The organism is Serratia sp. Je.1.23.a (genome assembly GCF_051129805.1).
Classification (GTDB): domain Bacteria; phylum Pseudomonadota; class Gammaproteobacteria; order Enterobacterales; family Enterobacteriaceae; genus Serratia; species Serratia liquefaciens.
Genome location: NZ_JBCPSR010000001.1, coordinates 1,456,958 through 1,482,377 on the forward strand (window position 1 = coordinate 1,456,958; position 25,420 = coordinate 1,482,377).

Here is a 25,420-nt window from a genome sequence, read left to right on the forward strand (position 1 = left end):
TTATTAAGTTATTTAATGATTGAGGTTATTCAGGCTCTAACCACGGTCAAACCGGCCTGTTCCAGCGGGCCCGTCAGTGCAGCATCGGTGGAACGCTCGACGATAATACTCTGCGCCATGGAAATATCGCCAATGGCATATTGCGAGGCGGCATTGAGCTTGGCGGCCGAGGCCAATACCACGGTTTCTGCCGCCCGTGCTGCCAGTGCCCGCTTGATGTAAGCCTCTTCGAGATCGCCGGTGCTTAGGCCGGCGGTAGGGTGCACGCCAGTCACGCCCATAAAATAAATATCGGCGCGAATATGAGACATGGCTTCCACTGCGGCTGCGCCAACGCTGACGATCGAATGTTTATATAAACGCCCGCCGATCAGGATCACTTCGAGCTTCGGGTGGTCTACCAGACCGACGGCCACGCTGGGGCTGTGGGTGACGACGGTGGCTTCTAGCGTGGGCGGGAGCTGCCTGACCAATTCGGCAGAAGTCGTGCCGCCATCCAGAATCACCACTTGCCCAGGGGTAATCATTGCCGCCGCGGCTTTGGCAATCGCACGTTTGGCGGCGGATTCCTGCCCGTTTCTTTCGGCAAAGGTGGCAATGGCCGGGGAGACCGGCAGCGCTCCGCCGTGCACTCGTTGCAATAGGCCTTCACTGTCCAATTCGCGCAGATCGCGCCGCAGGGTATCTTCGGACAACCCGAACATCTCGCTGAGCTGTTTGGCCAGAACCTGTCCGTCCTGAGCCAGTTTTTCCAGAATGATTTTTTTACGTTGGCTGGTGAGCATGGCGTTTTCCCGTTAAATTTGCGCTGCACGAAATGTCTTGATCATACACGAAAATGCACGATAGTATCAATTTCCTTTCCTGCTTGTGGAGTTGAGCACCATGATCGCTACCCAAGATCGGGTTCGCATTGTCGAAACCCGGGTACTGTCTGATGACTGGTATTTGCTGAAAAAAACCACCTTTGATTTTTTGCGTCGCGATGGCGTATGGCAGCGACAAAGCCGTGAAACCTACGACCGCGGCGATGGAGCCACCATTTTGCTGTTTAACCGGCAAAGGCAAAAGGTAGTGCTTACGCGTCAGTTCCGCTTCCCGGCGTTCGTCAATGGGCACGACGGCATGCTGATAGAGGCTGCCGCCGGGTTGCTGGACAATGCGTCGCCAGAAGAGCGCATCCGGGCTGAAGCGGAAGAAGAAACCGGCTATATCGTGCAAAACGTGCAAAAGGTGTTTGAAGCATACATGAGCCCCGGTTCGGTGACGGAGAAACTGCACTTTTTTGTCGGCGAATACCAGGCTGATGAGCGGGTCAGCGATGGCGGCGGGGTGGAGGCGGAAGGCGAAGATCTCGAAGTGATCGAACTGCCGTTGGCAGACGCACTGCGCGCTGTCAGCCAGGGCACCATTGTCGATGCCAAAACCATCATGCTGCTGCAGTTTGTTGCCCTAAACCACACTCTGGAGAAGCGTTTATGAGCGCCCAACTGATCCTGATTGCCGGCCCGTACCGTAGCGGCACCGATGGCGATACACAGCGCATTGCCGACAACTTGCACCGGTTGGAGCAGGCCGCGCTGGCGGTCTATCAGCGTGGGCATGTGCCGGTGATCGGCGAATGGTTGGCGCTGCCCCTGGCAGCGGCGGCCGGTTCGACCCAGTTGGGGGATGCGGTGAGTGAAGCCTTTCTCTATCCGGTGGCCCACCGACTGATAGCCCAGTGCCAGGCTATTTATCGCATCGAAGGGGCGTCGGCCGGCGCGGATAACGACGTGCGCCTGGCTAATGAGTGGGGAATACCGGTGTATTATCGTCTGGATGATATCCCGCAGTTGACGCCATAAGAATGAAAAAAGGCAGGCTTTCGCCTGCCTCAGACTGCGGACATACCCGCGAAAGGCTAAGCCGGTAGGGGTCGAACATGTTCGACCCGATTTAACTCATTGATTATTCTAATGGGCGCAGCATGCAGCGCCCTACAGTAAAACAGCAGAGCACTTCGTCAACGGTTTCAGGCAGGCTTTCGCCTGCCTTCCAGCCCCTCAGTTCAAACCTCGTCCAACACAAACTTCAACCCATTTATCAGCTTGTCCATGCCTGCTTCGAGCTTGCTGCGCGGGCAACCTACGTTCAGCCGCAGGAAGCCACGGCCTTCTTCGCCGTAGGTGAAACCGGGCATAATCGCTACCTTTTCGCGTTCGATCAGAACCTGCTGTAGCTGGCGATCGTCTATGCCCAGTGGGCGCAGATCGATCCAGGCCAGATAGGTAGACTGCGGCGGCTGCCAGGCCAGGGCAGGAAAGGCCTGATTCAGCCGCTCGGCGACGTACGTCAGGTTGTCCTGCAGGTAATCACGCAGCGCATCCAACCAGGGTTCGCCATGGCGATAAGCGGCAATATGCGCCGCCACCGCCAGCACCGCCGGGGAAGATAAGCCGTCGCGCGCTTTCAACTGCTGGAAATAAGCCTCGCGGCTGGCATCGTCACTGATAAAACCGTAGGCGCCGGTCAACGCCGGGATATTGAAGGTTTTCGAACCTGAAGTCAGCAGTGCCCAGGGCGTGGTGGCGACCTGACTCCACGGCGTGTGGCGGTTTTCCCCCCAGACCATATCCATGTGGATCTCATCGCTGATCACCCGTACGTCGTGGCGTTCGCACAGCTCGGCCATCTGCTGCAATTCTTCCGCGCGCCATACCTTGCCGGTCGGGTTCTGCGGGCTGCACAGCAGCAGAATTTTGGTCTGTGGCCGTGCCAGCAAGGCTTCCAGGTGCGCCATATCGCACAGCCAGTCGTTACCCTGCTGATGCAGCGGGCAGGCCAACAGTTGGCGCTGATTACCGAGGATCACCTTATAAAAGGCGTCATAGGCCGGGGTATGGGTAACCACGTATTCACCCGGTGCCGACCACAGGCGAATCAGTTGCGCCACCATATAAATTACCGACGGGCCATACACGGCCATGTTGGTGTCGACGGGGGTCGCAAAGCGCTGTTGATACCAGTGGCGTACCGCACCGAGAAAATCTTCATGCTGCCAGCGGCTATACCCCAGCACGCCATGCTGCAGGCGCTGTTGCAGCGCCTCGATAATGCAGGGTGCGGTGGCGAAATCCATATCGGAGATGGTAAAAGGCAATAAATCGTCATGGCCAAAGCGATCGGCAATGTAATCCCACTGCGTGCACCAGGTACCGTGCCGATCGACCGGGGTAGAAAAATCAAACATGAGACGCTCCCTGCAGGGCCGCAGCAGGTTGCGCGGCGGCTATCAGTGAGTCTAATTCATCTTTCACCGATTGCACCTGCGGGCCGATCACCACCTGCAGGTTATGCTCGTTAAGGTGCACCACGCCAATCGCGCGGTTGGCTTTCAGCGCGGCATCGTCCACTTTGCTCATATCATCAACGGACAAGCGTAAACGGGTGATGCAGTTATCCAAAGAGACGATGTTCTCGCTACCGCCCAGCGCCGCCAGGATTGCCGGCACGTTATAACCGGATTTGCCTACCGCACCGACAGGGGCGCTTTGGCTGCCGGCAGTCTCGCTTTCACGGCCCGGCGTTTTGATATTAAAGCGCTGAATGGAGAAGCGGAAAATAGCGTAGTAGGCCGCGAACCAGATGGCGGCAACGATCGGCACCAGATACCACTTGGTGGCGGTACCGTGCAGGATGCCGAACACCACGAAGTCGATGATGTTGCCGTCGGTGTTGCCGATGGTTACACCCAGCAGCGCCATCACGGTGAAGCCCAGCCCGGTCAGGATGGCGTGAATAAAGTACAGGAAAGGCGCGACGAACAGGAACAGGAACTCGATCGGTTCGGTAGTCCCGCCGACCACGCAGGCCACTACGCCGGAGATCAGCAGGCCCTTAATCTTATGGCGGTTTTCCGGTTTGGCGCAGTGATACATTGCCAACGCCGCCCCCGGCAGACCGCCGAGGAATGCCGGCATTTTACCCTGTGACAGGAAGCGGGTGGCGCTTTCGGCAAAGCCGGTGGTGGTCGGGCAAGAGAGTTGAGCCTGGAAGATGGTCAGTGCGCCGCTGACGCTATGGCCGCATACGTCCAGCGTGCCGCCCGCCTCGGTAAAGCGAATTAGCGCCACCAGAATATGGTGCAGGCCGAACGGCAACAGCAGGCGTTCGCCGGTACCGAAAATCATCGGCCCAAAGGCACCGGCACCATTAATCACCCAGCCCAGGCCGTTGATGCCGGCGGCAAACCACGGCCAGATCAGAGGAATCACCAGCCCACACAGGCCCAGTACCAGGGTAGTGACGATCGGCACGAAGCGGGTGCCGCCAAAGAACGCCAGCGCATCCGGCAGTCGAATGGTATTAAAACGCTCATGCAGCAGGTAAACGATAATGCCGACGATCACCGCACCCAGAATGCCGGTATCGATCGACTGAATGCCGAGGATGTTCTGGATGTTATTGGCTTTCAGCACCAGCGGATCGGTGGTGGGCAAAATGCCAGCGGTGGTCAGATAGAAGTTGGTGGCCAGGTTCAGCACCGCAAAACCGACAAAGCCCGAGAACGCGGCGACACCCTTGTTTTCACGCGCCATGCCCAGCGGAATGGCGATGGCAAACATCACCGGCAGGAAGCTGAAGGCGAATGAGCCAATCTTGCTCATCCATGTGAACAACAACTGGAAGGCTGGGTGGCCGATAAACGGCATCAGGGTGATGACGTCGCGGCTGCTTAGCGAACTGCCGATCCCCAGCATGATGCCGCAGAACGACAGCAGGGCGACGGGCAGCATGAATGTTTTGCCCAGGCTCTGGAAAAACTCCCAGAGCGTAATTTTTTGTTTTTTAGGTGCTGGCATAACCGGCGGCTCCTGGCGAAAAAGCATGCAAAAATGGTGTGTACCCCTGTTAGGTAAAAATAAGATAAAACGTTTTACCTAGCAAAAATGCGCCGCTAATCACAATTTCAAAGCCTGCTTTGCGGTGAGAATGGATGAGCCAGTAAAACGTTTTACTGATCAAACAGATTCGGTATACCATTTGCTCCAAGAGACATCCCCCTGGCTTGCTACCCTTGAGTGGCCAGGGACAGAATGCCCAGGATCGGGCTCGCCGAGGTCATGACCATCAAAAAGATCACCATCACTGATGTTGCGCAGCAGGCTGGCGTCTCCGTCACTACGGTTTCGCTGGTGCTGAGTGGCAAAGGGCGCATTTCATCGACCACCGTAACGCGGGTGAATCAGGCGATTGAAAGCCTGGGCTACGTGCGTAACCGTCAGGCGGCGACGCTGCGTGGCGGAGAGTCGGGCGTGATTGGGCTGATCCTGCGTGATATTTGCGAACCGTTTTATGCGGAAATGACCGCCGGGCTGAGCGAAGTGCTGGAGGAACACGGCAAAGTGCTGTTCCTGACCCAAAGCGGTCGCGATGGCAAAGGGCTGATGCGTTGTTTTGATACCCTGCTGGAGCACGGCGTTGACGGCATGGTGCTGGCGGGCGGCGTGCGTATGGCCGAGGGGCTGAAGGAAAAAGCCGCAGAGCAGGGGGTTCCGTTAGTCTGTGCGGCACGTTCCAACGGTTTGGACGGGGTAGACGTGGTGCGGCCGGACAATATGCAGGCCGCCAAACTGGCCACTGAATTTCTGATCAAACGCGGCCACAGTCAAATCGCCTATCTCGGCGGGCAAAGCAGCTCGTTGACCCGCGCCGAGCGCCTGGGGGGCTTTTGCGCCACGTTGGTACAGTACGGCCTGCCTTTTCGCACCGAATGGATTGTCGAGTGCGATTGTCAGCAACGGGCGGCGGCGGAAGCGGCAGAAAATCTGCTGCGCCAGTATCCGAACATCAGCGCACTGGTGTGCCACAAGGCGTCGGTGGCGCTGGGGGCTTATTTTGGCATCGTACGTAGCGGGCGCAGTATTGGCTCGGAAGGTGTGGATACCTATTACGGTCAGCAGGTGGCCCTGATCGGTTTTGGCGACGTTCCGGAAGCCGAACTGACCGAGCCGCCCTTGACGCTGGTTTCCAGTTCTGCGCGTGAAGTGGGCCGCAGCGCGGCCTCACGCTTGCTACAGCGGATTGCTGATACCGGGTTGCCGCCGCAAAACGTTATCCTGCCACCGATGTTGATTAAACGCGGTTCTGCCTGAATTTACGCCGACTCTTCATTGGCCTGTTGCTGTATCCAACCGACAAACACCTTCATCGCGGGTGTCATATCGCGTGATTTCAGGTGGGTGAGCCAGTAAGCACCAAGATTGGCTTCGGCGGCAAAGGGGCGCAGCAATACCCCCTCGCGTAATTCGCGAGCAAACATGCGGGCCGGTGCCAGGGCGACGCCGCCGCTGTGAATGGCACCTTCCACCATCAGCCGCGAAGAGTCGAATACCGGGCCGTTTATCCGCCATGGCGTGACCTGTGCCGCGGTGAACCAACGCTCCCATTCGTCTTTGCGATAGCTGCGCATCAGAAGTTCGTTTTGCAGATCCTGCGGTGTGCGCAGGCGTTGGGCGATTTCCGGCGGGCACAGCACCGTCAGCGGGGCGTCAAACAATTTAAGGTTGTGGGTAGCGGGCCAGCGTCCTTCGCCGAAGCGGATAGCAAAATCCATTCCGTCGGCGGACAGGTTAACCAGGTTATTGTTGGTCAAGACACGCAGATCGATAAACGGATGCGATGCTTTGAAGGCCGCCAGACGCGGCATTAGCCACCCTACGGCAAAGGTACCGACCACCGCCACCGTCAGCACCTCATGGAAATGCCCGCCTTCGAACTGCTGCAGCACCGATTCAATGCGGTCGAAGGCGTCGGTCAATATCGGCAGCAACGCCTGTCCTTCTTCGGTAAGATCCAGACCACGCGGCAGCCGCCGGAACAGTTGAATACCCAATTGTTGTTCGAGCGTTCGCACCTGTTGGCTGACGGCGGCCTGGGTAACGCTCAGTTCCAATCCGGCGCGGGTAAAATTCAGGTGGCGGGCGGAGGATTCAAACGCCCGCAGAGCATTCAGAGGAAGTCGATTGCGCATAAGCTAAGCCATAAGTTTTTCTTTATGCTGGCTGAAATTATTATCGCTTGTCAATCTATGTCTAAACCCCGATATTTTGCGCAGCTGGTGCGGATATCACGCAGTCAGAAAAGGAATACCTTCATCAACCAGGGATGTCTTTGTGTCGAATGACAACAAAATCTTTTAGCCTCGGCCGATACCCTAAAACTCAAGAGCTTCATTATGACGAAAATAAATCGCTTGGCGGCCGCGTTGTTCGCCGCACTGATCCTGCCGGCAGGCCATGCCGCCGATAAAGCCGACATTGACGCCATTATTCAGCCGCTGATGCAGAAATATGCCGTTCCAGGCATGGCAATTGCGGTATCGGTAGAGGGGAAACAGCAGTTTTATCACTATGGCGTGGCGTCCAGGCAGACCGGCAAACCAATCACCAACCAGACGCTGTTTGAAATTGGTTCATTGAGCAAAACCTTCACTGCGACCTTGGCGACCTACGCGGTCAGTGAAGGCAAAATGTCGTTTGCCGATCCGGCCAGTCGATATTTGCCGGCGTTGCGCGGCAGCGCATTTGACCATGTCACCTTGTTGAATCTGGCGACCCACACCTCCGGTTTGCCGCTGTTTGTCCCGGACGACGTGACCAACGACGCGCAGTTGATGGCCTATTACCAACAATGGCAGCCGCCGCATGCGGTGGGCAGCTACCGCGTTTATTCCAACCTGGGCATCGGTATGCTGGGGATGATTACCGCCAAGAGCCTGAACCAGCCTTTTACTCAGGCGATGGAAAAACAGCTGCTGCCGGCTCTGGGGATGAATCACACTTATATTAAGGTGCCAGCCGAAGAAATGGCGAATTACGCCCAGGGTTACAATAAAAAAGACCAACCGGTGCGCGTCACGCCGGGGCCATTGGATGCCGAAGCCTACGGCATCAAGTCCAACGCCCAGGATCTGATCCGCTACCTCGACGCCAACATGCAGGTGGTCAAGGTCGGGGATCCGTGGCGCAAGGCGCTGGCGGCCACCCATACCGGTTATTACCGTACCGGGGTGTTTACTCAGGATCTGATGTGGGAAAGCTATGCGTATCCAGAGAAGTTGGCGACGCTGACGGAAGGCAACAATGCCGGGATGATCATGAACGGGGCGCCGGCCACGGCGATAACGCCGCCGAAGCAGGATCAGGGCGCGGCCTGGTACAACAAAACCGGTTCGACCGGCGGCTTCTCCACTTATGCGGTATTTATCCCTTCGCAAAAAATTGCGGTGGTGATGCTGGCCAATAAATGGTTCCCGAACGATGACCGGGTTGCAGCCACTTACCGTATTGTTCAGGCGCTGGACAAACGCTGATACCAATAGGGGCGCTGCGGCGCCCCTGACTTCACACGTTATAAATTAACGCCAGCCCTGCTGACCGCGACGCAAATAGGGTAAAATTGACAACAGAGCCAATACTGCCAATACCATCCCGATCCACAACGCCGAACGCAAGCCATAACCGGAGGCGATCGCCATTCCCCCCAAATAAGAACCGCCGCCTAAACCAATATTAATCACTGAGGTATGAACCGCATTAACCATAGGCCCTGGATGCGCCACGCTAACAATTCTCGCCATCATGGCAGGGTTCATTGGCACACCGGATAGGCCAATCAGTATTACCGCGCAAATGGCGATTAACGGGTATTCGGCAAATAACGCCATGCCGAACAACGACAGGCTGAGAATAGACAGTCCCACCACCATAATCGCCAGGCTGTGGCGATAGGCCAAGCGCCCGGTGATCATGTTACCGACAATATTGGCCAGGCCGTAAAGCATCAAAATAAAGGGCACGGTCTGCATGCTAAAGCCGCTGACGTCGACCAAAACGGGAACGAAATAGCTGAAGGCCGCGAAGCTGGCACCCAGAATTAAGCAGCTGGTGGTGCAGGCTTTCCAATAGGCCTTGTTTTTAAAAGCCTTGATTTCCTCTGCCATTTTGAGCGTCCTGCCTGCGGCGATAGCAGGTAACAGGCGCACCAGCGCAAGCAAACAGATAAAGACCAACACGGCGACCAGACCGAAGGTGATGCGCCAGCCCCAGTGTTGATCGATGATAGTCGCAAGAGGGACGCCGAATACGTTAGAGACCATGAAACCGCCGATGACTATTGAAGCGGCGCGCGGGCGGTGTTGTATCGGAACCAGCGCCATGCTGGTCGCCAGCGAGAGGCTCAAACACCCAGCGCACAAAATGCCCGTCACAATTCGGATAGCAACCAGAATAGAATAGTCGGAAATAAAGGCACTCAAACCTTGTACCACCACATACAGAGCTAATAGCCACAATAAGGTGGTTCGGTAGGGGGCTTTAAATTTCAAGAAAAAATAGGTTAATACCGGGCCACCCAACATCACGCCAAAGGCATAATAAGAAATCAAATGGCCAACTTCCCCGACGGTGATGCTAAAGGCTTCGGACAAAGTAGACATCATGCCCGCCACCATTAATTCTGCTGTGCCAATTGAAAAAATGGCCAACCCCAATATATACACTGCTAACGGCATAGCTTTACTGCTCTCCTGGATTTTGAATGATCGTTACAAAAATATTTAATACTCTGCGTGAGATTTTTTCTTTGTTTTATAAGTTGATTAACAGACCTGCGACGACGTCTTCGAGGGTGTTTCTATCTGAAATGTTTTTATTCAGCACGCGCAAACCGTAATAACCGGCTAAAAAGCCTCTGGCCATTTCAATCGCGGATGCTTTGCTACCGAGTTCTCCTGTTTGTTGGCCTTCGGTAAACACCGCGACCAGGGTTTGTTCTAAACGTTGCCGATATTCCTGATTCAGACTGGCGACCGCCTGGTCTTTGCTGCCTCGCTCCAGTGCCGAGAACAAGACCATGGCGTCATGTTGCTCGGGTTGCGAGAGATCTTCGGCAATTCCCCACAGCAGCAGGGTACGTAGTCGCTCCTTCACCAGGCCAGGCTGTGTGAGAATGGCTAATTGCGCCGACATGGTGTGTTCATGGCTGCGCAACAACGCTTGCTCGTACAGAGCTTGCTTGCTACCAAAGGCATTATATAGGCTTCCTCTCCCCAACCCGGTACCGTTGCATAAATCTTGCGCAGAGGTGCCTGCATAGCCATTGACGCTAAAAACGGCCACGGCGGCATCAATGACATCCTCATCTTCGAACTGTCTCGGACGACCTGGATAGATAGGTTTTTCAGCACTCATGGCGGGTTGGGGGGCTTTAAATGAGTTGAGGCCGTATAGTATTGATTGTGGAACGATCAGTCAAATAATTTCCCCTCGGTTATTTATCGAATAGCCTAAGAGGATATATATATATTTATCAGTTTGTTATGTCATTTTCTGTCACGGTGCTTCCAAAAAAGACTCAGGGGGCGCTAAGGCTTTTTTCGAAAGGAGACTGTTGCGCTCGTTTTTCGCGCATAAAATCAATAAACACGCGCAGCTTGAGCGGCATGTGCCGACTGGCGGGAAAATAGAGGAAAAATCCGGGAGCATCGCTGCCGTAATCGGCCAGAACTTCCACCAGTTGCCCACTGCTCAGTTCACGGTGTACCGTGCCGATAAATCGCTGGGTGATGCCTAATCCCGCCAGCGCGGCATCTTTAATCAATCTGTCTTCGTTAAATATCAGGCTGCCGCCGACCTCCAGCGTCAGCTGCGCGCCATCCTGCTTGAAGTACCAGGGTTCGAATTTACCGCTGCCGGGAAAACGGTAGCGCAGACAGTCGTGATCGCTCAGCGCTTGCGGTGTTTGCGGCGTGCCATGCTGCGCCAAATAGCCGGGGGCGGCGATCACCACCCGTTTCTGACCGTTGTCGATGGGGACCGCAATCATGTCTTTTTGCAGCATGGCGTGCATGCGGATACCGGCATCAAAGCTGTCCAGCACCAGATCGGAGAAATGGTCGTCGGTAAACAGCTCAAGCTGGATCTCGGGGTAACGCGCCTGAAACTCGGCCAAATGCGGGATAACCAGCAGCGAAGCCGCCAGCTGTGGCAGAGTGATGCGTAACAGCCCGGAAGGGCGGCCGCGCAAAGTTCGCAGATCTTCGGCTGCCACGTCAATCTGACCCATAGCCGGAGCCACCCGTTGATAAAACAAGCGGCCTTCATCGCTTAGCCGCACGGAGCGGCTGGTGCGGTTGAACAACCGTACGCCCAGGCGGGTTTCCAACGCCTGAATGTTTTGCGAGACAGCCGGAGGCGTGACGCCCAATTGATTGGCTGCCTGAGTAAAACTGCCCAATCGGGCGACGGCCTCGAAAAACGGCAGCAGCTGCAACAGTGAGCTCATCTATCAGTAATTCCTGCTTAATGATCCGTTAAGAAATGTGGCATTTAATTTTATAATAATCGCTTTAGACTGATTTCATCATCCTCAGAGAGCAACAAAACATGTCGATAGCGGATCAGTCATTAGCAAAAAGAGTGCAGGGCGTTAGCCAACAGGCGATTGATGAAGGGCGTATCGTTGGCAGCGTGGTGCTGGTCGCTCGGCACGGTCGCGTGATTTACGCCAATGCCAGCGGCTATGCCGATCGTGAACAGAAGAAGCCTATGGTGCGTGAGACCCAATTTCGGCTGTCGTCGGTGTCCAAGCCTTATATTACGCTGGCGGCCATGCGTATGATCGAACAGCAGAAGCTGGGGCTGGATGATACCGTCAGCCGTTGGTTGCCGTGGTTTACCCCGGCGCTGGCCGATGGGGTTCGGCCGCCAATTAAAATCCGTCACTTGTTGAGCCACACTGCCGGCCTGGATTATCGTTTGAGCCAACCTGCGGAAGGACCGTATCATCGACTCGGTATTAAAGACGGTATGGAACTGTCGTCGTTAACGCTGGAACAGAATCTGCGCCTGTTGGCGCAGGCGGATCTGTTGGCCGAGCCGGGCAGCGAGTTTCGATATTCACTGGCAATCGATGTGCTGGGGGCGGTGCTGGAACAGGTGGCGGGCGAGCCCTTGCCGCAGGTGTTCAACCATTGGGTTGCCCAACCTTTGGGGTTGCGTAATACCGGTTTTTACACCACTGATGTCGATAATCTGGCAACGGCGTATCACGACACCGCCGCGGAGCCGGAACCTATACGAGATGGCATGTTGCTGACCCTGCCGGAAGGGTTCGGCTTCGAGATTGAACTGGCACCCTCGCGCGCACTGGACGCTCAGGCCTATCCTTCTGGCGGCGCTGGCATGGTTGGCGATGCAGACGACGTGTTGCAGTTGGTGGAAACCTTGCGCACTGGCAAGGAAGGCATTTTACAGCCGGCCACCGCAGCGCTGATGCGTCAACCACATGTCGGGTCGCACGCTGAGACTCAGGGGCCCGGCTGGGGGTTTGGTTTCGGCGGTGCGGTACTGGAGGACGCGCAGTTGGCGGCGACACCTCAGCATAATGGCACTTTGCAGTGGGGCGGTGTCTATGGCCACAGTTGGTTTTACGATCCGCAAGCGGCGCTCAGCGTGGTGGCATTGACCAATACGGCGTTTGAAGGCATGAGTGGATGTTATCCACTGCAAATCCGCGATGCTGTTTACGGGACAAACGAACCTACTCGCTAAGCATCTCCTGCTTAACCCTATGAAGGAAGGCTGCGGTTTCGGCGCGGCTGACCGCGTATAAACCGATATTGCCTGACCAATGCGCCACTGTCGATGATGACGATTAACGCCAGGCAGGAAAGAAAGGCAAAGCAGGAAATAGGGTTCGGCGGATAAAAAAGAGGCCCGATCGTCGGGCCCCTTTAGCGTGAATTAGCTTTTACTGTGCAGGGGCGGGGACTGCGTCCTGTGCCGGTGCACCATCTTCGACTGGTGCGCCCAACAGGCCAAACATACCGATGAATTCCTGCAGCGACATTTTGTTGCCGTTCAGATCAACCTGGTTATCGGCGTAGTGAAAGCGACTGCCGATCACACCCTCTTTCAGGGTGGTCAGTTTAAATATTTGGCCCATGGTCGCCAACCCTTGCACCTGTTGTTGCGCCAGTTTCTGGGACTCTTCAGCACTGTAGCCTTGCGATAATGTCAATTGCGCCGCGGTTTCCGTCGCCATTGCTACCGGAATGCTTAGGTTTAAGTCGAATCTTTTTACCGTGCGGGTAATCAACTTCTCCATCGATGTTGCCGGCGAACCGGCCTGCGCCGGATCGGTCAGATCCAGATCCAGATTCAGCGTAAAGGTGCTTTCACCCTTGCTGTTTTTCCAGCTTAGCGGTGCAATGCTAATCGACGGATTGCCCTTCCACAGCAGCGGCAGGTTTTGCAGCAGGATGTCGGTTCTCTGCTGTTGATAAGCAGTCGGATCCATAGTTTGCGCCTGTTGCAACATGGTCATCTCCTGCTGGTTGTAACGGTCGACGAACTCTTTCAGTGATTTGGCATCCAGTTTGTCGATTTTCACCGACAGTTTGCCGGAGCCAAAGTCGCTGTTCTTAACCTTCAGCGTATCCATGCTGTAATCAATTTGACCTTTCAGGTTGCCGTCCTTTTCATCTAACTGGCTCGCCAACTTAAAACCGCCCAGCAACAGGGTGTCTTTACCGTCAACAGCAACCTTAATCTGTTTCAACATCAGGTTTAGGTTGCCCAGGCTGATATTCAACTGCCCGGTATGGGTCTGGCTTTTTAGCGTAGTGCCCAGGAATTGAGTCTCAGTGGCCTGACCCAGTTGGTTCGGGCCACGGATTATCACGCTGCCACTGTTGGCGTCCAGGGTGATGGCTTTCATGTCGCGGGATACATCGGCGTTGATGGTCGCGCCAGCGAAAATCAACGCCGACTTGTCTTTTTGGTAATCCAGCGGGATCACATCAATGGTGGAGGAGATATCGCCACTGTAAGAAATACACGACTCCGCGGTGAACAGCGACTTGCCTTTGGTGATATCAAACAGGCCATTGGTCGCCGGGGTGTTTTCCAGTTCGGTATGCACCGATGCCATGCTTGGCAGCAGGTTTAATTTCTTCAACTGGGCAAACGGGAAGGGACCATGGTCGATGGTTTCCTGGAATGCCACCTTGTCACCCGCTTTCAGCGGAGCATCGTCGGTGGTGACGCTGCCGTCAGCGCGGAGAACATAACGGAGTTTACTGCTGAAAATACCGCGCTGGTAATTTTCATAACCGAGTTTAACGCCGGCTTTCGGTAGATTCGATTTTAATAAGCTGTTGGCATTATCAACCACTGCACCCATCTGCTGTTCGATCAGTTTGCCGGTGTACCAGGAGGCGCCGGTCCATGCAGCGCCAAGAACCACAACAGTACTTAACGCGACTAGCGATTTTTTCATGGTTTTATTCATCCTTAAATTAAATTGAGCCATCTGTTCCAAACAGATAAATAGGCAAGTTGGGGCCAATAAAGAATGCCGCAACCGTTTAATTGTGTGTGTAACTCACTCTTTAAGCAATCAATATGCACATATTTTGTGAGGGAAACTTCAAAAGAAGAAAAATAACCGTATTTAACCAGTACTGCTTAACTGACAATGAATTAATTGTTGAATAGCATGAACTGAAGGTTGCTATTGCCAACGGTGGTGTATTTGACGAGTGCAGCGCGACAAATAAAAGCTGTGAATCGAGGTAAGTATGGGGAAATAAAAAGGGCTCGGTAAACCGAACCCCTGAGTGTAAATTTGGGTTTATTGCGCAGATGTACCGTCTTTCGCTGGAGCGCCAAACCGGCCGAACAAGCCGATGAATTCTTGCAGCGACATTTTGTTGCCGTTCAACTCAACCTGGTTATCGGCGTAGTGGAAGCGACTGCCGATCACACCCTCTTTCAGGGTGGTCAGTTTAAATATTTGGCCGATTTCCGCCAGTCCATTTATCTGTAGTTCCGCCACTTTCTGTGACTCTTCGGCACTGTAGCCTTGCAGTAATGTCAACCGCGCCGCGGTTTCCATCGCCATCGCCACCGGAATATTCAGGTTGGCGTCGATGTTTTTCACTGAGCGGGTAACCAACTGAATGGACGATTCTGTCGGGGAGACGGCCTGCGCTTGATCGGTCAGATCCATATTCAGCGTAAAGGTGCTTTCACCCTTGCTGTTTTTCCAGCTTAGCGGTGCAATGCTAATCGACGGGTTGCCCTGCAACAGCAGCGGCAGGTTCTGCAGCAGGATGTCGGTGGAATGCTGATGGAAAGCAACGGGATCCATATTTTTCATCTGTTGCGACCTGACCTTCGCTTGCTGGTTGTAACGGTCGACGAACTTTTTCAGTGATTTGGCATCCAGTTTGTCGATTTTCACCGACAGTTTGCCGGAGCCAAAGTCGCTGTTCTTAACCTTCAGCGTATCCATGGCGTAATCAATTTGACCTTTCAGGTTGCCGTCTTTTTCATCTAAATGGCTCGTCAGCTTAAAACCGCCCAACAACAGTGTGTTTTTACCGTCAACGGTAATCTTAAGCTGTTTAAACACCAGGCTCTGATCGCCCAGGCTGATATCGAACTGCCCGGTATGGGTCCGGCTTTTTAGCGTAGTGCCCAGGAATTGAGTCTCAGTGGCTTGACCTAGTTGGTTCGGGCCACGGATTATCACGCTGCCACTGTTGGCGTCCAGGGTGATGGACTTCATGTCGCGGGATACATCGGCGTTGATGGTCGCACCAGCGAAAATCAACGCCGACTTGTCTTTTTGGTAATCCAGCGGGATCACATCAATGGTAGAAGAAATATCGCCACTGTAGGAAATACGCGACTCCGCGGTGAACAGCGACTTGCCTTTGGTGATATCAAACAGGTCATTGGTCACCGGGGTGTTTTCCAGTTCGGTATGCACCGACGCCATGCTTGGCAGCAGGTTGAATTTCTTCAACTGAGTAAACGGGAAGGGACCATGGTCGATAGTTTCCTGGAATGCCACTTCGTCACCCGTTTTCAGCGGAGCGTCATCGGGGTGGAGTACATAACGAATTTTACTGCTGAAAATACCGCGCTGGTAATTTTCGTAATCTAGTTTAATACCGGCTTTCGGCAGGTAGGTTTTCAGCTGGCTGTTGGCGTTATCAACCACTTCACCCATCCGCTGTTCGATCAGTTTGCCGGTGTACCAGGAGGCCCCGGTCCATGCTGCGCCAAGAACCACAATAGTACTTAACGCGACTAGCGATTTTTTCATGGTTTTATTCATCCTTAAATTAAATTGAGCCATCTGTTCCAAACAGATAAATAGGCAAGTTGGGGCCAACAAATAATGCCCGCAACCGTTTAATTGTGTGCGTAGCCCATTCTTTCAGCAATCAATTTTCGTGGGGCTAGTGAGGGGAATATCAACAGATGATAAACAACCGCGATTTAATCAGTGCGGCTTAACCGTCAATACGTGGGTTAATTGCTGAATAGCATGCACCGAAGGTTGCAATTGCCCGCGGTAGTATATTTGACGAGCGCAGCGCGAAAAATAAAAGTAATGAATCGAGGTAAGCATGGGGAAATAAAAAGGGGCTCGGCAAGCCGAACCCCTGGGTGTAAATTTGCGTTTATTGTGCCGGTGCGCTGTCTTCCGCAGGGGCGCCCAACAGGCCAAACATGCCGATGAATTCCTGCAGCGACATTTTGTTGCCGTTCAGATCAACCTGGTTATCAGCGTAGTGGAAGCTACTGCCGATCACACCCTCTTTCAGGGTGGTCAGTTTGAACATCTGGCCCATGGCTGCTAACCCTTGCACCTGTTGTTTCGCCAGTTTTTGCGACTCTTCGGCACTGTAGCCTTGCAGTAAGGCCGTTTGCGAAGTGGTTTCCGTCGCCATCGCTACCGGAATACTCAGGTTGGCGTCGATCTTTTTCACCGAGCGAGCAATCAACTGGTCCGGAGATTCTGCCGGGGAGCCGGCCTGCGCTGGATCGGTCAGATCCAGATTCAACGTAAAGGTGCTTTCACCCTTGCTGTTTTTCCAGCTCAGTGGCGCGATGCTGATGGACGGATTGCCCTTCAACAGCAGCGGCAGGTTCTGCAGCAAGATGTCGGTGGTCTGCTGTTGGTAAGCCACCGGATCCATAGTTTGCGCCTGTTGCAGCATGGCCATCGCCTGCTGGTTGTAACGGTCGGCGAACTCTTTCAGTGATTTGGCATCCAGTTTGTCGATTTTCAGCAACAGCTTGCCGGAGCCGAAGTCGCTGTTCTGCACCTTCAGCGAATCGATGGTGTAATCAATTTGACCGTTCAGGTTACTGTCTTTTTCGCCAAATTGGCTCGCCAGCTTAAAGCCGTCCAACAACAGGGTGTCTTTACCGTCAACGGCAACCTTAATCTGTTTCAACACCAGGTTCTGATTACCCAGGCTGAGATCGAACTGCCCGGCATGGGTCTGGCTCTTCAGTGATACACCCAGCAACTGAACCTGTTCGGTCTGACCAAACTGGTTCGGGCCGCTGATCACCGCGCTGTCGCTGTTGGCGTCCAGAGTGATGGCTTTCATGTCGCGTGACACATCGGCATTAATGGTCGCACCGCCGAATTTCAGCGCCGACTTGTCTTTTTGATAATCCAGCGGGATCACGTCAATGGCGGAGGAGGTGTCGCCACTGTAGGAAATACGCGACTCCGCGGTGAACAGCGACTTGCCCTTGGTGATATCAAACAGGCCTTTGGTCGCCGGGGTGTTTTCCAGTTCGGTATGCACTGACGCCATGCTTGGCAGCAGGTTGAATTTTTTCAATTGAGCAAACGGGAACGGACCATGGTCGATGGTTTCCTGGAACGCCACTTCGTCACCCGGCTTCAGCGGAGCGTCGTCGGTAGTGACGCTGCCGTCGGCGCGCAGAACATAGCGAATTTTACTGCTGAAAATACCGCGTTGGTAATTTTCATAACCCAGTTTAACGCCGGCTTTCGGCAGATAGGCTTTCAGCTGGCTGTTGGCGTTATCAACCACTTCACCCATCCGTTGTTCGATCAGTTTGCCGGTGTACCAGGAAGCCCCGGTCCATGCCGCGCCAAGAACCACAATGACGCTAACAGCGACTAACGATTTTTTCATAGTTCTGTTCATCCTTATTAAGCCATCTGTCTCTCGCAGATGGATGGGCAAATTTGGGCCAACAAAAAAACGCCCGCAGGCGTTTAATTGTGAAGGTAAGCTACTCTTTCAGCAACTAATTTGCGGAAATTTACCGAGTGTTTACGCCAACAGATTATAAACACGCGCGATTCGACCGGTGCCGCTAACGCTGACCGGCGATTCGAAAGCGCCGATGAAGCAGGATTCACCGGGCTTAAGCACCAGTTGCTGATCCTGTTTACTCAGTACCGCTTCACCCTCAACGCAGAAAACAATTGCCGCGCTATCTTGCGCCAATGCCTGTGGAGCGGCGGAAAGATCGTGCAGCGAGAAGGCGAAATCCTCTACCGGGATCGGGAAGAACAGTTCGTCACCGCGCTTTTGCGGCTGGGTCAGCAGCCCTGAGGCTGGTTGCGGGCGGAACTGCAGGTTGGCCAGCAGTTCCGGGATGTCGATGAATTTTGGTGTCAGACCGGCGCGCAGCACGTTGTCCGAGTTGGCCATCACTTCCAACGCCACCCCTTTCAGGTAAGCGTGTGGTGTTTCGGCATACAGGAACATCGCTTCGCCAGGTTGCAACTGCACCACGTTCAGCAGCAGCGGCGAGAACAGGCCGCTGTCATCCGGATAGAAACCGGCAATGAAGCGCACCGTGTCCCAGGTTTCCCCCTGTTGGTTATTCAACGCGGCTTTCAACACCCCCAGCGCCAGCGATTTCTGCTCGCCGCTCATCGCCAGCAGGCTGGCAAACAGAGCGGACAGATGGCTGACATCAGGTTGCTGCAGGAAGGCGGCGATATCGTGGTGTGCACCGGCGATCGGCTGCAGCAGGGAAACAATGTCGGACAGTTCGCGGAAGCCATTCATCGCCAGGAAAGGCGTCAGGGCAAATACAAGTTCCGGCTTATGATTGGGATCCTTGTAATTACGCTCGGCAGCATCCAACGGAATGCCGGCCGCGTTCTCTTTGGCAAAGCCCGCTACGGCGGCGGATTTGCTTGGATGCACCTGAATCGACAACGGCTGATCGGCGCACAGCACTTTGAACAAGAACGGCAGCTCGCCGAAACGACGTGCGACTTCGGCACCCAGCTGCTTAGGCTGATCTTCATCAATAACATCGCGCAGCGAGCGCAAATTACCGTCGGTACCGGCTACGCGAGAGCTGCTCTTCGGGTGAGCCCCCATCCACAGTTCCGCCATCGGCAGCCCTTGTGGGTTGGCAATGCCATACAGCTGGGTTAACGCGTCGTGGCTGCCCCATGCATAGTTTTGCACTGCGTTGGTCATTTTTTGCATTTTGATAAACATCCTTTGCATTCGCCGCCAGGTGACGGTAAGTAGCTGACTGTAAAACAAACAAATTTGGTGCGTCTTATCCTACACCCGAAGGAGGGCGAAAAAGTGGTGCGCGATCAAACAAGTGGCGTCGTCGTGGGGGTGAAAAGGCGTTACGCCGAGCCGCAGTTCAAGGTGGGTAAAGTATAACGAGATAACAATCTCTGTCACCCTCCAGATGTCGTTGAATACCGGCAATGGTCGCTCAAAAAAACGCCACGTTCGCTTGCGAGAGAGCACATAGCAGAAATATTAAATTCAAAACGGTCATAAGTTCAAAAATAAATCCAATTTGGGTTCCTTTTATTCGTTATATTTCAATCTGTGTTTTTTGACGTAAATTATTACCTGCTGAATATCCCTATCATCATAATTATTCCGTTTTTATCGCCAACCACACAAATGGCTTAAATTAGGCAATAGTGCCGCTATACAGTGCATGTCAATAAAACGACCTTCTGATTATTCCTAACGTTGAGACGCTAATGAAAAAAATCTTGCTGGTTCTGATGATGTGTACTTTCGGTGCACATGCGGCTGTGGTGGTCACTCATGCATATGGATACGGTGTCCATCCGGTGGTGATCGCACCACGCCCGGTGGTAGTCGTACCGCGCCCAGTGGTTGTTGCGCCGGCGCCGGTGGTAGTGACCGCTGCGCCCGTAGTAACTTCAGCACCGGTCGCCCACCCGGTTGCCGCCGCGGCCGGTGCGTTGGGGGTGGGCATTTACCGCCATAATGAACGCCAGGATGCCTACGATGAAATCAACCATCTGCAGGACCAAAGAATTAATGCTTATAATCAACATCACCATTAATTCCTTCGTCAGAAATTAATAAAGAGAGCGCCAGACGGCGCTTTTTCTATTGTTAATATTCAATTGGTCGATGAAAAAGGCAAGGACGTGTTGCCAGAAAATAAAACCCGCACAATAACCATGACAATGGAGGAAAAATGCTGTGAGGCAACTCTCTTAATGCGAATAGTTATTATGTCACTATACTGGATGGGTGTGCCGGCGGCCTCGCGCGCGCTGGCGTAATCGTACATTTTTAGGAATTGTACTAAGGAGATAGTGATGGCAGCCGTTCGTATTGAAAAAGACTCTATGGGACCCATCGAAGTGCCGGCCGACCGGCTATGGGGCGCACAAACGCAGCGTTCCCTGGAGCACTTCCGCATTTCTTCCGAAAAGATGCCGACCGCGTTGATTCATGCGCTGGCATTGACCAAACGCGCCGCTGCCAGCGTCAACATGGACCTGGGGCTGCTGCCTGCGGAGCGGGCCAACGCCATTATCAGCGCCGCCGATGAAGTGCTGGCGGACCAGCATACGAACGAGTTCCCGCTGTCTATCTGGCAAACCGGCTCCGGTACCCAGACCAACATGAATATGAATGAAGTGCTGGCCAACCGCGCCAGCGAGCTATTGGGTGGCGTGCGTGGGGAAGAGCGGCGAGTCCATCCGAACGACGACGTTAACAAGAGCCAAAGTTCCAACGACGTGTTTCCGACTGCGATGCACGTGGCGGCGGTGATCGCCGTGCGCGAACACCTGATCCCCGAGCTGAAAGTACTGTATAAAACGCTGAGCGACAAAGCGGAAGCCTATCGCGATATCGTCAAAATTGGCCGCACCCATTTACAGGATGCCACGCCGCTGACGCTGGGGCAGGAGATTTCCGGCTGGGCGGCGATGTTGGCGCACAACCTGCAGCATATTGAAGCCAGCATTCCACATATTTGCGAACTGGCGCTGGGCGGCACCGCTGTGGGCACCGGTTTGAATACTCATCCGGAATACGCGGTTCGCGTAGCCAAGGCTTTGGCTGATCTGACCCGGCAGCCGTTTGTCACCGCCCCTAACAAATTTGAAGCGCTGGCTACCTGCGATGCACTGGTGCACGGCCACGGCGCGTTGAAAGGGCTGGCGGCTTCGCTGATGAAAATTGCCAATGACGTGCGCTGGCTATCTTCTGGCCCACGTTGCGGCATTGGCGAGATCGCGATCCCCGAAAACGAGCCGGGCAGTTCCATTATGCCGGGCAAGGTCAACCCAACCCAGTGTGAAGCGATGACCATGCTGTGTGCTCAGGTGCTGGGTAATGATGTGGCGGTCAATATTGGTGGCGCCTCCGGTAACTTTGAGCTAAACGTGTTCCGGCCTATGGTGATCCACAACTATCTGCAGTCGATCCGCCTGCTGGCTGACGGCATGCAGGGCTTTAATGAGCATTGTGCTGTGGGCATTGAACCTAATCGCGATCGTATCAGCCAGTTGCTGAATGAGTCGCTGATGCTGGTTACCGCGCTGAACACGCATATCGGCTATGACAAGGCGGCCGAAATTGCCAAGAAAGCGCATAAGGAAGGCCTGACGCTTAAAGCCTCCGCGCTGAAGCTGGGCTACCTGACCGAAGAACAGTTCGACCTGTGGGTACGTCCGGAAGACATGGTTGGCAGTATGAAGAAGTAATTGATTGCTCGGCTTGTAAAAGGCTTACTGAGGTAAGCCTTTTTTATGGAGAAAATGCATGTCACGCACCGAGCGTCTACTCGAGCTGATGCAAATCTTGCGACGGCATCGCTACCCGGTTGCCGGCCACGCATTGGCGCAGGAAATGAATATCAGCATGCGCACGCTGTATCGCGATATTGCCACCTTGCAGCAGCAGGGAGCCGAGATTGTTGGGGAGGCGGGCGTGGGATATGTACTGCGGCCGGGGTTTATGCTGCCGCCGATGATGTTCTCACAGCAGGAAATTGAAGCGCTGGTGTTGGGCATGCGCTGGGTAGGCCGCCGGGGTGACAGTCAGTTAGCCGAAGCGGCCAATAATGCCCTGGTAAAAATTGCCGACGTGCTGCCTGCAGCATTACGCGACGAGCTAGAGGCCAGCACGTTGTTGATTGGCCCCTTGGATTTGATCAAGGTGGCGGACGAAACCCTGGCGTTGATCCGCGAAGTCATTCGCCAGGAACGCAAGCTCGAGGTGCATTACTGCGATAACGACGGCAATGAAAGCGAGCGTATCCTCTGGCCTTTTGCCCTCGGTTATTTTGAGCAGGCGAGGATGCTGGTGGCCTGGTGCGAACTGCGTCAGTCATTCCGCCATTTTCGTCTCGATCGTATCCGGTTGGCTACGCCGCTGGCGCAACGCTATCCACGAGGACGCCGCCTGCTGATGAAAGAGTGGCATCAATCGCAGGGCATCCCTACGCAGTAATCCCACACTGCTGCCAAAAACTGTCAGTAGGGGCGCTTAGTCTTAAGGTCTCGGGAGCCAGCCGGTTCCCTCACCCAAAGGTTAATGTGATGACAACCCCGAATATGACTCTTCTTTATGTTGATAACCCGGGCAAAAGTGCCGATTTCTACCGTCAGTTACTGGGGCTGGAGCCGGTGGAGCTTTCGCCCACTTTTGCGCTGTTTGTGTTGAGTAACGGCCTCAAATTGGCGATGTGGTCGAAGCATACCGTGCAACCGAGCACGACGGTGACCGGTGGCGGTGGGGAACTCGGTTTTCTGTGCGAATTGCCGCAGCAGGTGGACGCGCTTTATCAGCAGTGGCGCGATCGGGGGCTGAATATCATTCAGCCGCCGGTGACGCTGGACTTCGGTCATAGCTTCGTCGCCAGCGATCCTGACGGCCACCGTCTGCGGGTTTACAGCCTCAGCGAGTAGGGGCGTCGGTATACAGGTGGAGCCGTTTGATCAGCAACCTCAACGGCTTGGCGTCCGGCTTATATTTATGTTTGACCGTCGCCGCGTCGTAATTGAGCAACTCGCCAATCTTCGGCACCTGGGCGCCATGTTCCACCTGGCATAGTGCAATCAGCGGCAACGGGCAGGGGTGCTGCACCTGTTTTTGCTGCGGCTGATACCATACCCGCGCAATGGGTTGTACTTTCACTGGCCGCTTGATTTTCAGCGCCGCATGCTGGGGCAGGCGACTGACATCATCGATTTCACGGCTGACCAGTTCTGCCCACTGTTCACGGTTATGTGGCGGTACCGCTCGGCCGGCTTTCAGGCTCTTTTCCAGTTGCACCAGAATATCGTCGCGCTTTACGTTCTTGATAATATGCTTGTTGGCCCAACCGAAACGCACCGAGTCCGGATCCGTCACAACGGTCAAACTACGGTAGGCGCTAAGGGTAATCAGGCCGTGCAGATGAGTATGAACGAAGTCAAAGCGTTGCTCCGGCGCCAGGCCGGAATCGACGGTAATAATCTGTTCCAGCTCGGCCTTCAGCCGGTTTATCAGGCCAATTTGCGTCTGGATCTGCAGGTATTCCGGCTGCTCTACCGCCAGGCAAATAACGCCGGGCAGGCGTACCGCCGCTTTGCTGCTGACGGTGTGTTTATTGTGATGGATAAATAACCGCTGATAATGCTCCAGCGCCAGGTCGCGTGCGGCCTGGCCGACATGCTGCTCGACGGCAATCTGTTCTACCGTCGCATGCTCTTTGCCTTTCTCGATTTCCGGCAGGCTGAACACCCTGCCGGCTAACAAACGTAACGGTAATACCTGCTGGTGGAGGGCTGTCAGCGCCTGTTCCAGTTGGTTAAAACAACCATTCATCCTGCCAATTAAATCGTATTTATCCATCTGGCACCTCTCATTTTAGTTACAACATACATTAAGGGAACAACAAACGGAAGGGCAGCATCGGCTAAGGTGAGGAATGAGACACTGAGTGGTCCAGGCTAACCAGAGGGGTTAAGGCCCCCCGCACCCGTGGGTACAGGGGGGGTTAAACGCGAGCTGCTTCCGGCAGTTTTTTCAGGTAATGCACGACTAGCAGGGCGAGTAGCAACATCACGCTGATAAATGCCACGACGCCATTCCAACCGAAGCTGTGCCAGAAAACACCGCCGAGGGCCCCGGCGACGCTGGAGCCAACGTAATAGCAGAATAAATAAAGCGAGGATGCTTGTCCTTTGGCGCGGCGGGCGCGACGTCCGATCCAACTGCTGGCAACCGAATGGGCGGCAAAGAAACCGGCGGTGAACAGCATCATGCCGATAAAAATCACCGCGACCGGGGCCAGGGCAGTAATCAGTATCCCGATCAGCATAATCAGGGTCGAAGCCAATAACACTGGCCCGCGGCCGAAGCGGGACGTCATGGCACCGGCCTTCGGCGAACTGTATGAACCGGTCAGATAGACCACCGACAACAGGCCGACAATCGCCTGGCTCAGGTGGTAAGGATCAGCCAGCAGGCGGTAACCAATATAGTTGAACATGGTGACAAAGCTGCCCATCAAAAGAAAACCTTCGGCAAACAGCAGCGGCAGGCCTTTATCGTGCCAGTGCAGACGGAAGTTGATCAGCAGGGTACGTGGGCGCAACGAACTGGCGCGAAAATGTTTTGAAGCGGGCAAAATACGCCAGAACATGCAGGCGGCGGCCAGAGCGAATAGCCCGATCACCGCCAGTGACACGCGCCAGGAGAAGAAGTCGGTCAGCACCCCGGTCACCAATCGGCCGCTCATGCCGCCGATGGAATTCCCGCTGATATACAGCCCCATGGAAAAAGCGACAAAACTGGGGTGGATCTCTTCGCTCAAATAGGTCATGCCAACGGCGGCGACTCCGCTCAGGGAAAGCCCGATCAGCGCACGCATTAGCAGAATGCCTTGCCAACTGGTCATAAAGGCGCAAATCAGGGTACAAATTGCCGCCAGCAGCAGCGCCACAACCATCACCGGTTTACGGCCGATGGCGTCAGACAGCGGGCCGGTAAACATCAGGCCCAGGGCCAGCAATCCGGTAGACACCGACAGCGACAGGCTGCTTTCCGCCGGGGATATGCCAAAGTCTTGCGACAAAACCGGCAGAATCGGTTGCACGCAATACAGCAAGGCGAAGGTAGCAAGCCCGGCGGAAAACAGCGCCAGGGTGACGCGCATAAACTGTGGCGTACCGCGCTCGATGTAGGGAAGTTTGTTAAGAGTGGAACGTTGGGTTTTTGGCGCAGCAGCCGCGTCGTCGTTAGCGGCCAGCGTCGACGGCATACCGGCCGCAGAACGCA

Annotated in this window: 22 protein-coding genes; 9 read left to right on the plus strand and 13 right to left on the minus strand. The window is 54.6% G+C overall.

Annotation, left to right across the window (positions count from 1 at the left end):
* Window positions 1-29: 29 nt before the first annotated feature.
* Entirely contained in the window at window positions 30-785 is a 756-nt protein-coding gene (locus tag AAZT04_RS07085; RefSeq protein ID WP_129982928.1) for a DeoR/GlpR family DNA-binding transcription regulator, read from the minus strand.
* A 100-nt stretch (window positions 786-885) separates the two neighbouring features.
* On the opposite strand from AAZT04_RS07085, the gene AAZT04_RS07090 reads away from it, so the two are divergent.
* Complete coding sequence (locus AAZT04_RS07090) at window positions 886-1,482, plus strand: NUDIX domain-containing protein (RefSeq protein ID WP_020826734.1); 597 nt, start codon at window positions 886-888, stop codon at window positions 1,480-1,482.
* Window positions 1,479-1,847 (plus strand): NUDIX hydrolase, encoded by a 369-nt coding sequence (locus AAZT04_RS07095; protein ID WP_122079186.1) that lies wholly within the window; start codon window positions 1,479-1,481, stop codon window positions 1,845-1,847. The genes AAZT04_RS07090 and AAZT04_RS07095 overlap by 4 nt, the downstream gene beginning before the upstream one ends.
* Before the next feature lie 203 nt (window positions 1,848-2,050).
* Here the strand turns inward: AAZT04_RS07095 and AAZT04_RS07100 are convergent, their stop codons facing one another.
* Both AAZT04_RS07100 and malX read right to left on the minus strand, forming a co-directional pair.
* Window positions 2,051-3,232: a MalY/PatB family protein gene (locus AAZT04_RS07100; RefSeq protein ID WP_046373660.1), complete on the minus strand. Its 1,182-nt coding sequence runs from the start codon at window positions 3,230-3,232 to the stop codon at window positions 2,051-2,053.
* Window positions 3,225-4,844 carry a maltose/glucose-specific PTS transporter subunit IIBC gene (gene malX / locus AAZT04_RS07105; RefSeq protein ID WP_048760927.1) on the minus strand — a complete coding sequence of 540 codons (1,620 nt, stop codon included), beginning with the start codon at window positions 4,842-4,844 and terminating at the stop codon, window positions 3,225-3,227. The genes AAZT04_RS07100 and malX overlap by 8 nt, the downstream gene beginning before the upstream one ends.
* Before the next feature lie 261 nt (window positions 4,845-5,105).
* On the opposite strand from malX, the gene AAZT04_RS07110 reads away from it, so the two are divergent.
* Complete coding sequence (locus AAZT04_RS07110; protein WP_046373658.1) at window positions 5,106-6,137, plus strand: Mal regulon transcriptional regulator MalI; 1,032 nt, start codon at window positions 5,106-5,108, stop codon at window positions 6,135-6,137.
* Between the two features lie 2 nt (window positions 6,138-6,139).
* On the opposite strand, the gene AAZT04_RS07115 is transcribed toward AAZT04_RS07110, so the two are convergent.
* Window positions 6,140-7,015, minus strand: coding sequence for a LysR substrate-binding domain-containing protein (locus AAZT04_RS07115; RefSeq protein WP_427690418.1), 876 nt, complete (start codon window positions 7,013-7,015; stop codon window positions 6,140-6,142).
* 204 nt (window positions 7,016-7,219) lie between these two features.
* Here AAZT04_RS07115 and ampC point away from each other — a divergent pair, with 204 nt between their 5' ends.
* A complete protein-coding gene (gene ampC, locus AAZT04_RS07120) occupies window positions 7,220-8,356 on the plus strand; it encodes a cephalosporin-hydrolyzing class C beta-lactamase (protein ID WP_130015675.1) in 1,137 nt (378 codons plus the stop codon).
* Between the two features lie 45 nt (window positions 8,357-8,401).
* Here the strand turns inward: ampC and AAZT04_RS07125 are convergent, their stop codons facing one another.
* The 3 genes from AAZT04_RS07125 to AAZT04_RS07135 all read right to left on the minus strand — a co-directional run bounded on the left by AAZT04_RS07125 (window position 8,402) and on the right by AAZT04_RS07135 (window position 11,328).
* Complete coding sequence (locus AAZT04_RS07125) at window positions 8,402-9,556, minus strand: MFS transporter (protein ID WP_434679408.1); 1,155 nt, start codon at window positions 9,554-9,556, stop codon at window positions 8,402-8,404.
* 76 nt (window positions 9,557-9,632) lie between these two features.
* Window positions 9,633-10,235 (minus strand): TetR/AcrR family transcriptional regulator, encoded by a 603-nt coding sequence (locus AAZT04_RS07130; protein ID WP_020826743.1) that lies wholly within the window; start codon window positions 10,233-10,235, stop codon window positions 9,633-9,635.
* A 163-nt stretch (window positions 10,236-10,398) separates the two neighbouring features.
* Window positions 10,399-11,328, minus strand: a complete 930-nt coding sequence (locus AAZT04_RS07135; RefSeq protein ID WP_048760935.1) for a LysR family transcriptional regulator — start codon at window positions 11,326-11,328, stop codon at window positions 10,399-10,401.
* Between the two features lie 101 nt (window positions 11,329-11,429).
* On the opposite strand from AAZT04_RS07135, the gene AAZT04_RS07140 reads away from it, so the two are divergent.
* Window positions 11,430-12,596: a serine hydrolase domain-containing protein gene (locus AAZT04_RS07140; RefSeq protein WP_434679411.1), complete on the plus strand. Its 1,167-nt coding sequence runs from the start codon at window positions 11,430-11,432 to the stop codon at window positions 12,594-12,596.
* Between the two features lie 199 nt (window positions 12,597-12,795).
* On the opposite strand, the gene AAZT04_RS07145 is transcribed toward AAZT04_RS07140, so the two are convergent.
* The 4 genes from AAZT04_RS07145 to manA form a co-directional block, all read right to left on the minus strand.
* Entirely contained in the window at window positions 12,796-14,325 is a 1,530-nt protein-coding gene (locus AAZT04_RS07145) for a YdgA family protein (protein WP_434679413.1), read from the minus strand.
* A 354-nt stretch (window positions 14,326-14,679) separates the two neighbouring features.
* Window positions 14,680-16,161, minus strand: a complete 1,482-nt coding sequence (locus tag AAZT04_RS07150) for a YdgA family protein (RefSeq protein ID WP_434679414.1) — start codon at window positions 16,159-16,161, stop codon at window positions 14,680-14,682.
* A gap of 361 nt (window positions 16,162-16,522) precedes the next feature.
* Window positions 16,523-18,022 (minus strand): YdgA family protein, encoded by a 1,500-nt coding sequence (locus AAZT04_RS07155; RefSeq protein ID WP_262259038.1) that lies wholly within the window; start codon window positions 18,020-18,022, stop codon window positions 16,523-16,525.
* Between the two features lie 141 nt (window positions 18,023-18,163).
* A complete protein-coding gene (manA, locus tag AAZT04_RS07160; protein ID WP_128864961.1) occupies window positions 18,164-19,342 on the minus strand; it encodes a mannose-6-phosphate isomerase in 1,179 nt (392 codons plus the stop codon).
* Between the two features lie 524 nt (window positions 19,343-19,866).
* Between manA and AAZT04_RS07165 the strand changes: the two genes are divergently transcribed.
* The 4 genes from AAZT04_RS07165 to AAZT04_RS07180 all read left to right on the plus strand — a co-directional run bounded on the left by AAZT04_RS07165 (window position 19,867) and on the right by AAZT04_RS07180 (window position 23,064).
* A complete protein-coding gene (locus tag AAZT04_RS07165; protein WP_434679417.1) occupies window positions 19,867-20,199 on the plus strand; it encodes a hypothetical protein in 333 nt (110 codons plus the stop codon).
* Window positions 20,200-20,460: 261 nt separating this feature from the next.
* Window positions 20,461-21,858: a class II fumarate hydratase gene (fumC, locus tag AAZT04_RS07170; protein ID WP_434679419.1), complete on the plus strand. Its 1,398-nt coding sequence runs from the start codon at window positions 20,461-20,463 to the stop codon at window positions 21,856-21,858.
* A 58-nt stretch (window positions 21,859-21,916) separates the two neighbouring features.
* Entirely contained in the window at window positions 21,917-22,606 is a 690-nt protein-coding gene (locus AAZT04_RS07175) for a helix-turn-helix transcriptional regulator (RefSeq protein ID WP_129982918.1), read from the plus strand.
* Between the two features lie 89 nt (window positions 22,607-22,695).
* Complete coding sequence (locus AAZT04_RS07180) at window positions 22,696-23,064, plus strand: VOC family protein (protein WP_129982917.1); 369 nt, start codon at window positions 22,696-22,698, stop codon at window positions 23,062-23,064.
* On the opposite strand, the gene tus is transcribed toward AAZT04_RS07180, so the two are convergent.
* Together tus and AAZT04_RS07190 are read right to left on the minus strand one after the other, a co-directional pair.
* On the minus strand, window positions 23,054-23,992 hold the full coding sequence (gene tus / locus AAZT04_RS07185) for a DNA replication terminus site-binding protein (protein ID WP_129982916.1): 939 nt from the start codon (window positions 23,990-23,992) through the stop codon (window positions 23,054-23,056). The two genes, AAZT04_RS07180 and tus, sit on opposite strands and share 11 nt — an antisense overlap.
* A gap of 145 nt (window positions 23,993-24,137) precedes the next feature.
* The gene (locus AAZT04_RS07190) at window positions 24,138-25,403 is read right to left on the minus strand and encodes an MFS transporter (RefSeq protein WP_207214215.1); all 1,266 of its coding nucleotides are present in this window, start codon (window positions 25,401-25,403) and stop codon (window positions 24,138-24,140) included.
* Window positions 25,404-25,420 lie beyond the last annotated feature (17 nt).

What these genes read in the sequence shown, in the direction of transcription:
- AAZT04_RS07085 (WP_129982928.1), bottom strand. Translation starts at nt 785, where the DNA reads ATGCTCACCAGCCAACGTAAAAAAATCATTCTGGAAAAACTGGCTCAG.
- AAZT04_RS07090 (WP_020826734.1), top strand. Translation starts at nt 886, where the DNA reads ATGATCGCTACCCAAGATCGGGTTCGCATTGTCGAAACCCGGGTACTG.
- AAZT04_RS07095 (WP_122079186.1), top strand. Translation starts at nt 1,479, where the DNA reads ATGAGCGCCCAACTGATCCTGATTGCCGGCCCGTACCGTAGCGGCACC.
- AAZT04_RS07100 (WP_046373660.1), bottom strand. Translation starts at nt 3,232, where the DNA reads ATGTTTGATTTTTCTACCCCGGTCGATCGGCACGGTACCTGGTGCACG.
- malX (WP_048760927.1), bottom strand. Translation starts at nt 4,844, where the DNA reads ATGCCAGCACCTAAAAAACAAAAAATTACGCTCTGGGAGTTTTTCCAG.
- AAZT04_RS07110 (WP_046373658.1), top strand. Translation starts at nt 5,106, where the DNA reads ATGACCATCAAAAAGATCACCATCACTGATGTTGCGCAGCAGGCTGGC.
- AAZT04_RS07115 (WP_427690418.1), bottom strand. Translation starts at nt 7,015, where the DNA reads ATGCGCAATCGACTTCCTCTGAATGCTCTGCGGGCGTTTGAATCCTCC.
- ampC (WP_130015675.1), top strand. Translation starts at nt 7,220, where the DNA reads ATGACGAAAATAAATCGCTTGGCGGCCGCGTTGTTCGCCGCACTGATC.
- AAZT04_RS07125 (WP_434679408.1), bottom strand. Translation starts at nt 9,556, where the DNA reads ATGCCGTTAGCAGTGTATATATTGGGGTTGGCCATTTTTTCAATTGGC.
- AAZT04_RS07130 (WP_020826743.1), bottom strand. Translation starts at nt 10,235, where the DNA reads ATGAGTGCTGAAAAACCTATCTATCCAGGTCGTCCGAGACAGTTCGAA.
- AAZT04_RS07135 (WP_048760935.1), bottom strand. Translation starts at nt 11,328, where the DNA reads ATGAGCTCACTGTTGCAGCTGCTGCCGTTTTTCGAGGCCGTCGCCCGA.
- AAZT04_RS07140 (WP_434679411.1), top strand. Translation starts at nt 11,430, where the DNA reads ATGTCGATAGCGGATCAGTCATTAGCAAAAAGAGTGCAGGGCGTTAGC.
- AAZT04_RS07145 (WP_434679413.1), bottom strand. Translation starts at nt 14,325, where the DNA reads ATGAAAAAATCGCTAGTCGCGTTAAGTACTGTTGTGGTTCTTGGCGCT.
- AAZT04_RS07150 (WP_434679414.1), bottom strand. Translation starts at nt 16,161, where the DNA reads ATGAAAAAATCGCTAGTCGCGTTAAGTACTATTGTGGTTCTTGGCGCA.
- AAZT04_RS07155 (WP_262259038.1), bottom strand. Translation starts at nt 18,022, where the DNA reads ATGAAAAAATCGTTAGTCGCTGTTAGCGTCATTGTGGTTCTTGGCGCG.
- manA (WP_128864961.1), bottom strand. Translation starts at nt 19,342, where the DNA reads ATGCAAAAAATGACCAACGCAGTGCAAAACTATGCATGGGGCAGCCAC.
- AAZT04_RS07165 (WP_434679417.1), top strand. Translation starts at nt 19,867, where the DNA reads ATGAAAAAAATCTTGCTGGTTCTGATGATGTGTACTTTCGGTGCACAT.
- fumC (WP_434679419.1), top strand. Translation starts at nt 20,461, where the DNA reads ATGGCAGCCGTTCGTATTGAAAAAGACTCTATGGGACCCATCGAAGTG.
- AAZT04_RS07175 (WP_129982918.1), top strand. Translation starts at nt 21,917, where the DNA reads ATGTCACGCACCGAGCGTCTACTCGAGCTGATGCAAATCTTGCGACGG.
- AAZT04_RS07180 (WP_129982917.1), top strand. Translation starts at nt 22,696, where the DNA reads ATGACAACCCCGAATATGACTCTTCTTTATGTTGATAACCCGGGCAAA.
- tus (WP_129982916.1), bottom strand. Translation starts at nt 23,992, where the DNA reads ATGGATAAATACGATTTAATTGGCAGGATGAATGGTTGTTTTAACCAA.
- AAZT04_RS07190 (WP_207214215.1), bottom strand. Translation starts at nt 25,403, where the DNA reads ATGCCGTCGACGCTGGCCGCTAACGACGACGCGGCTGCTGCGCCAAAA.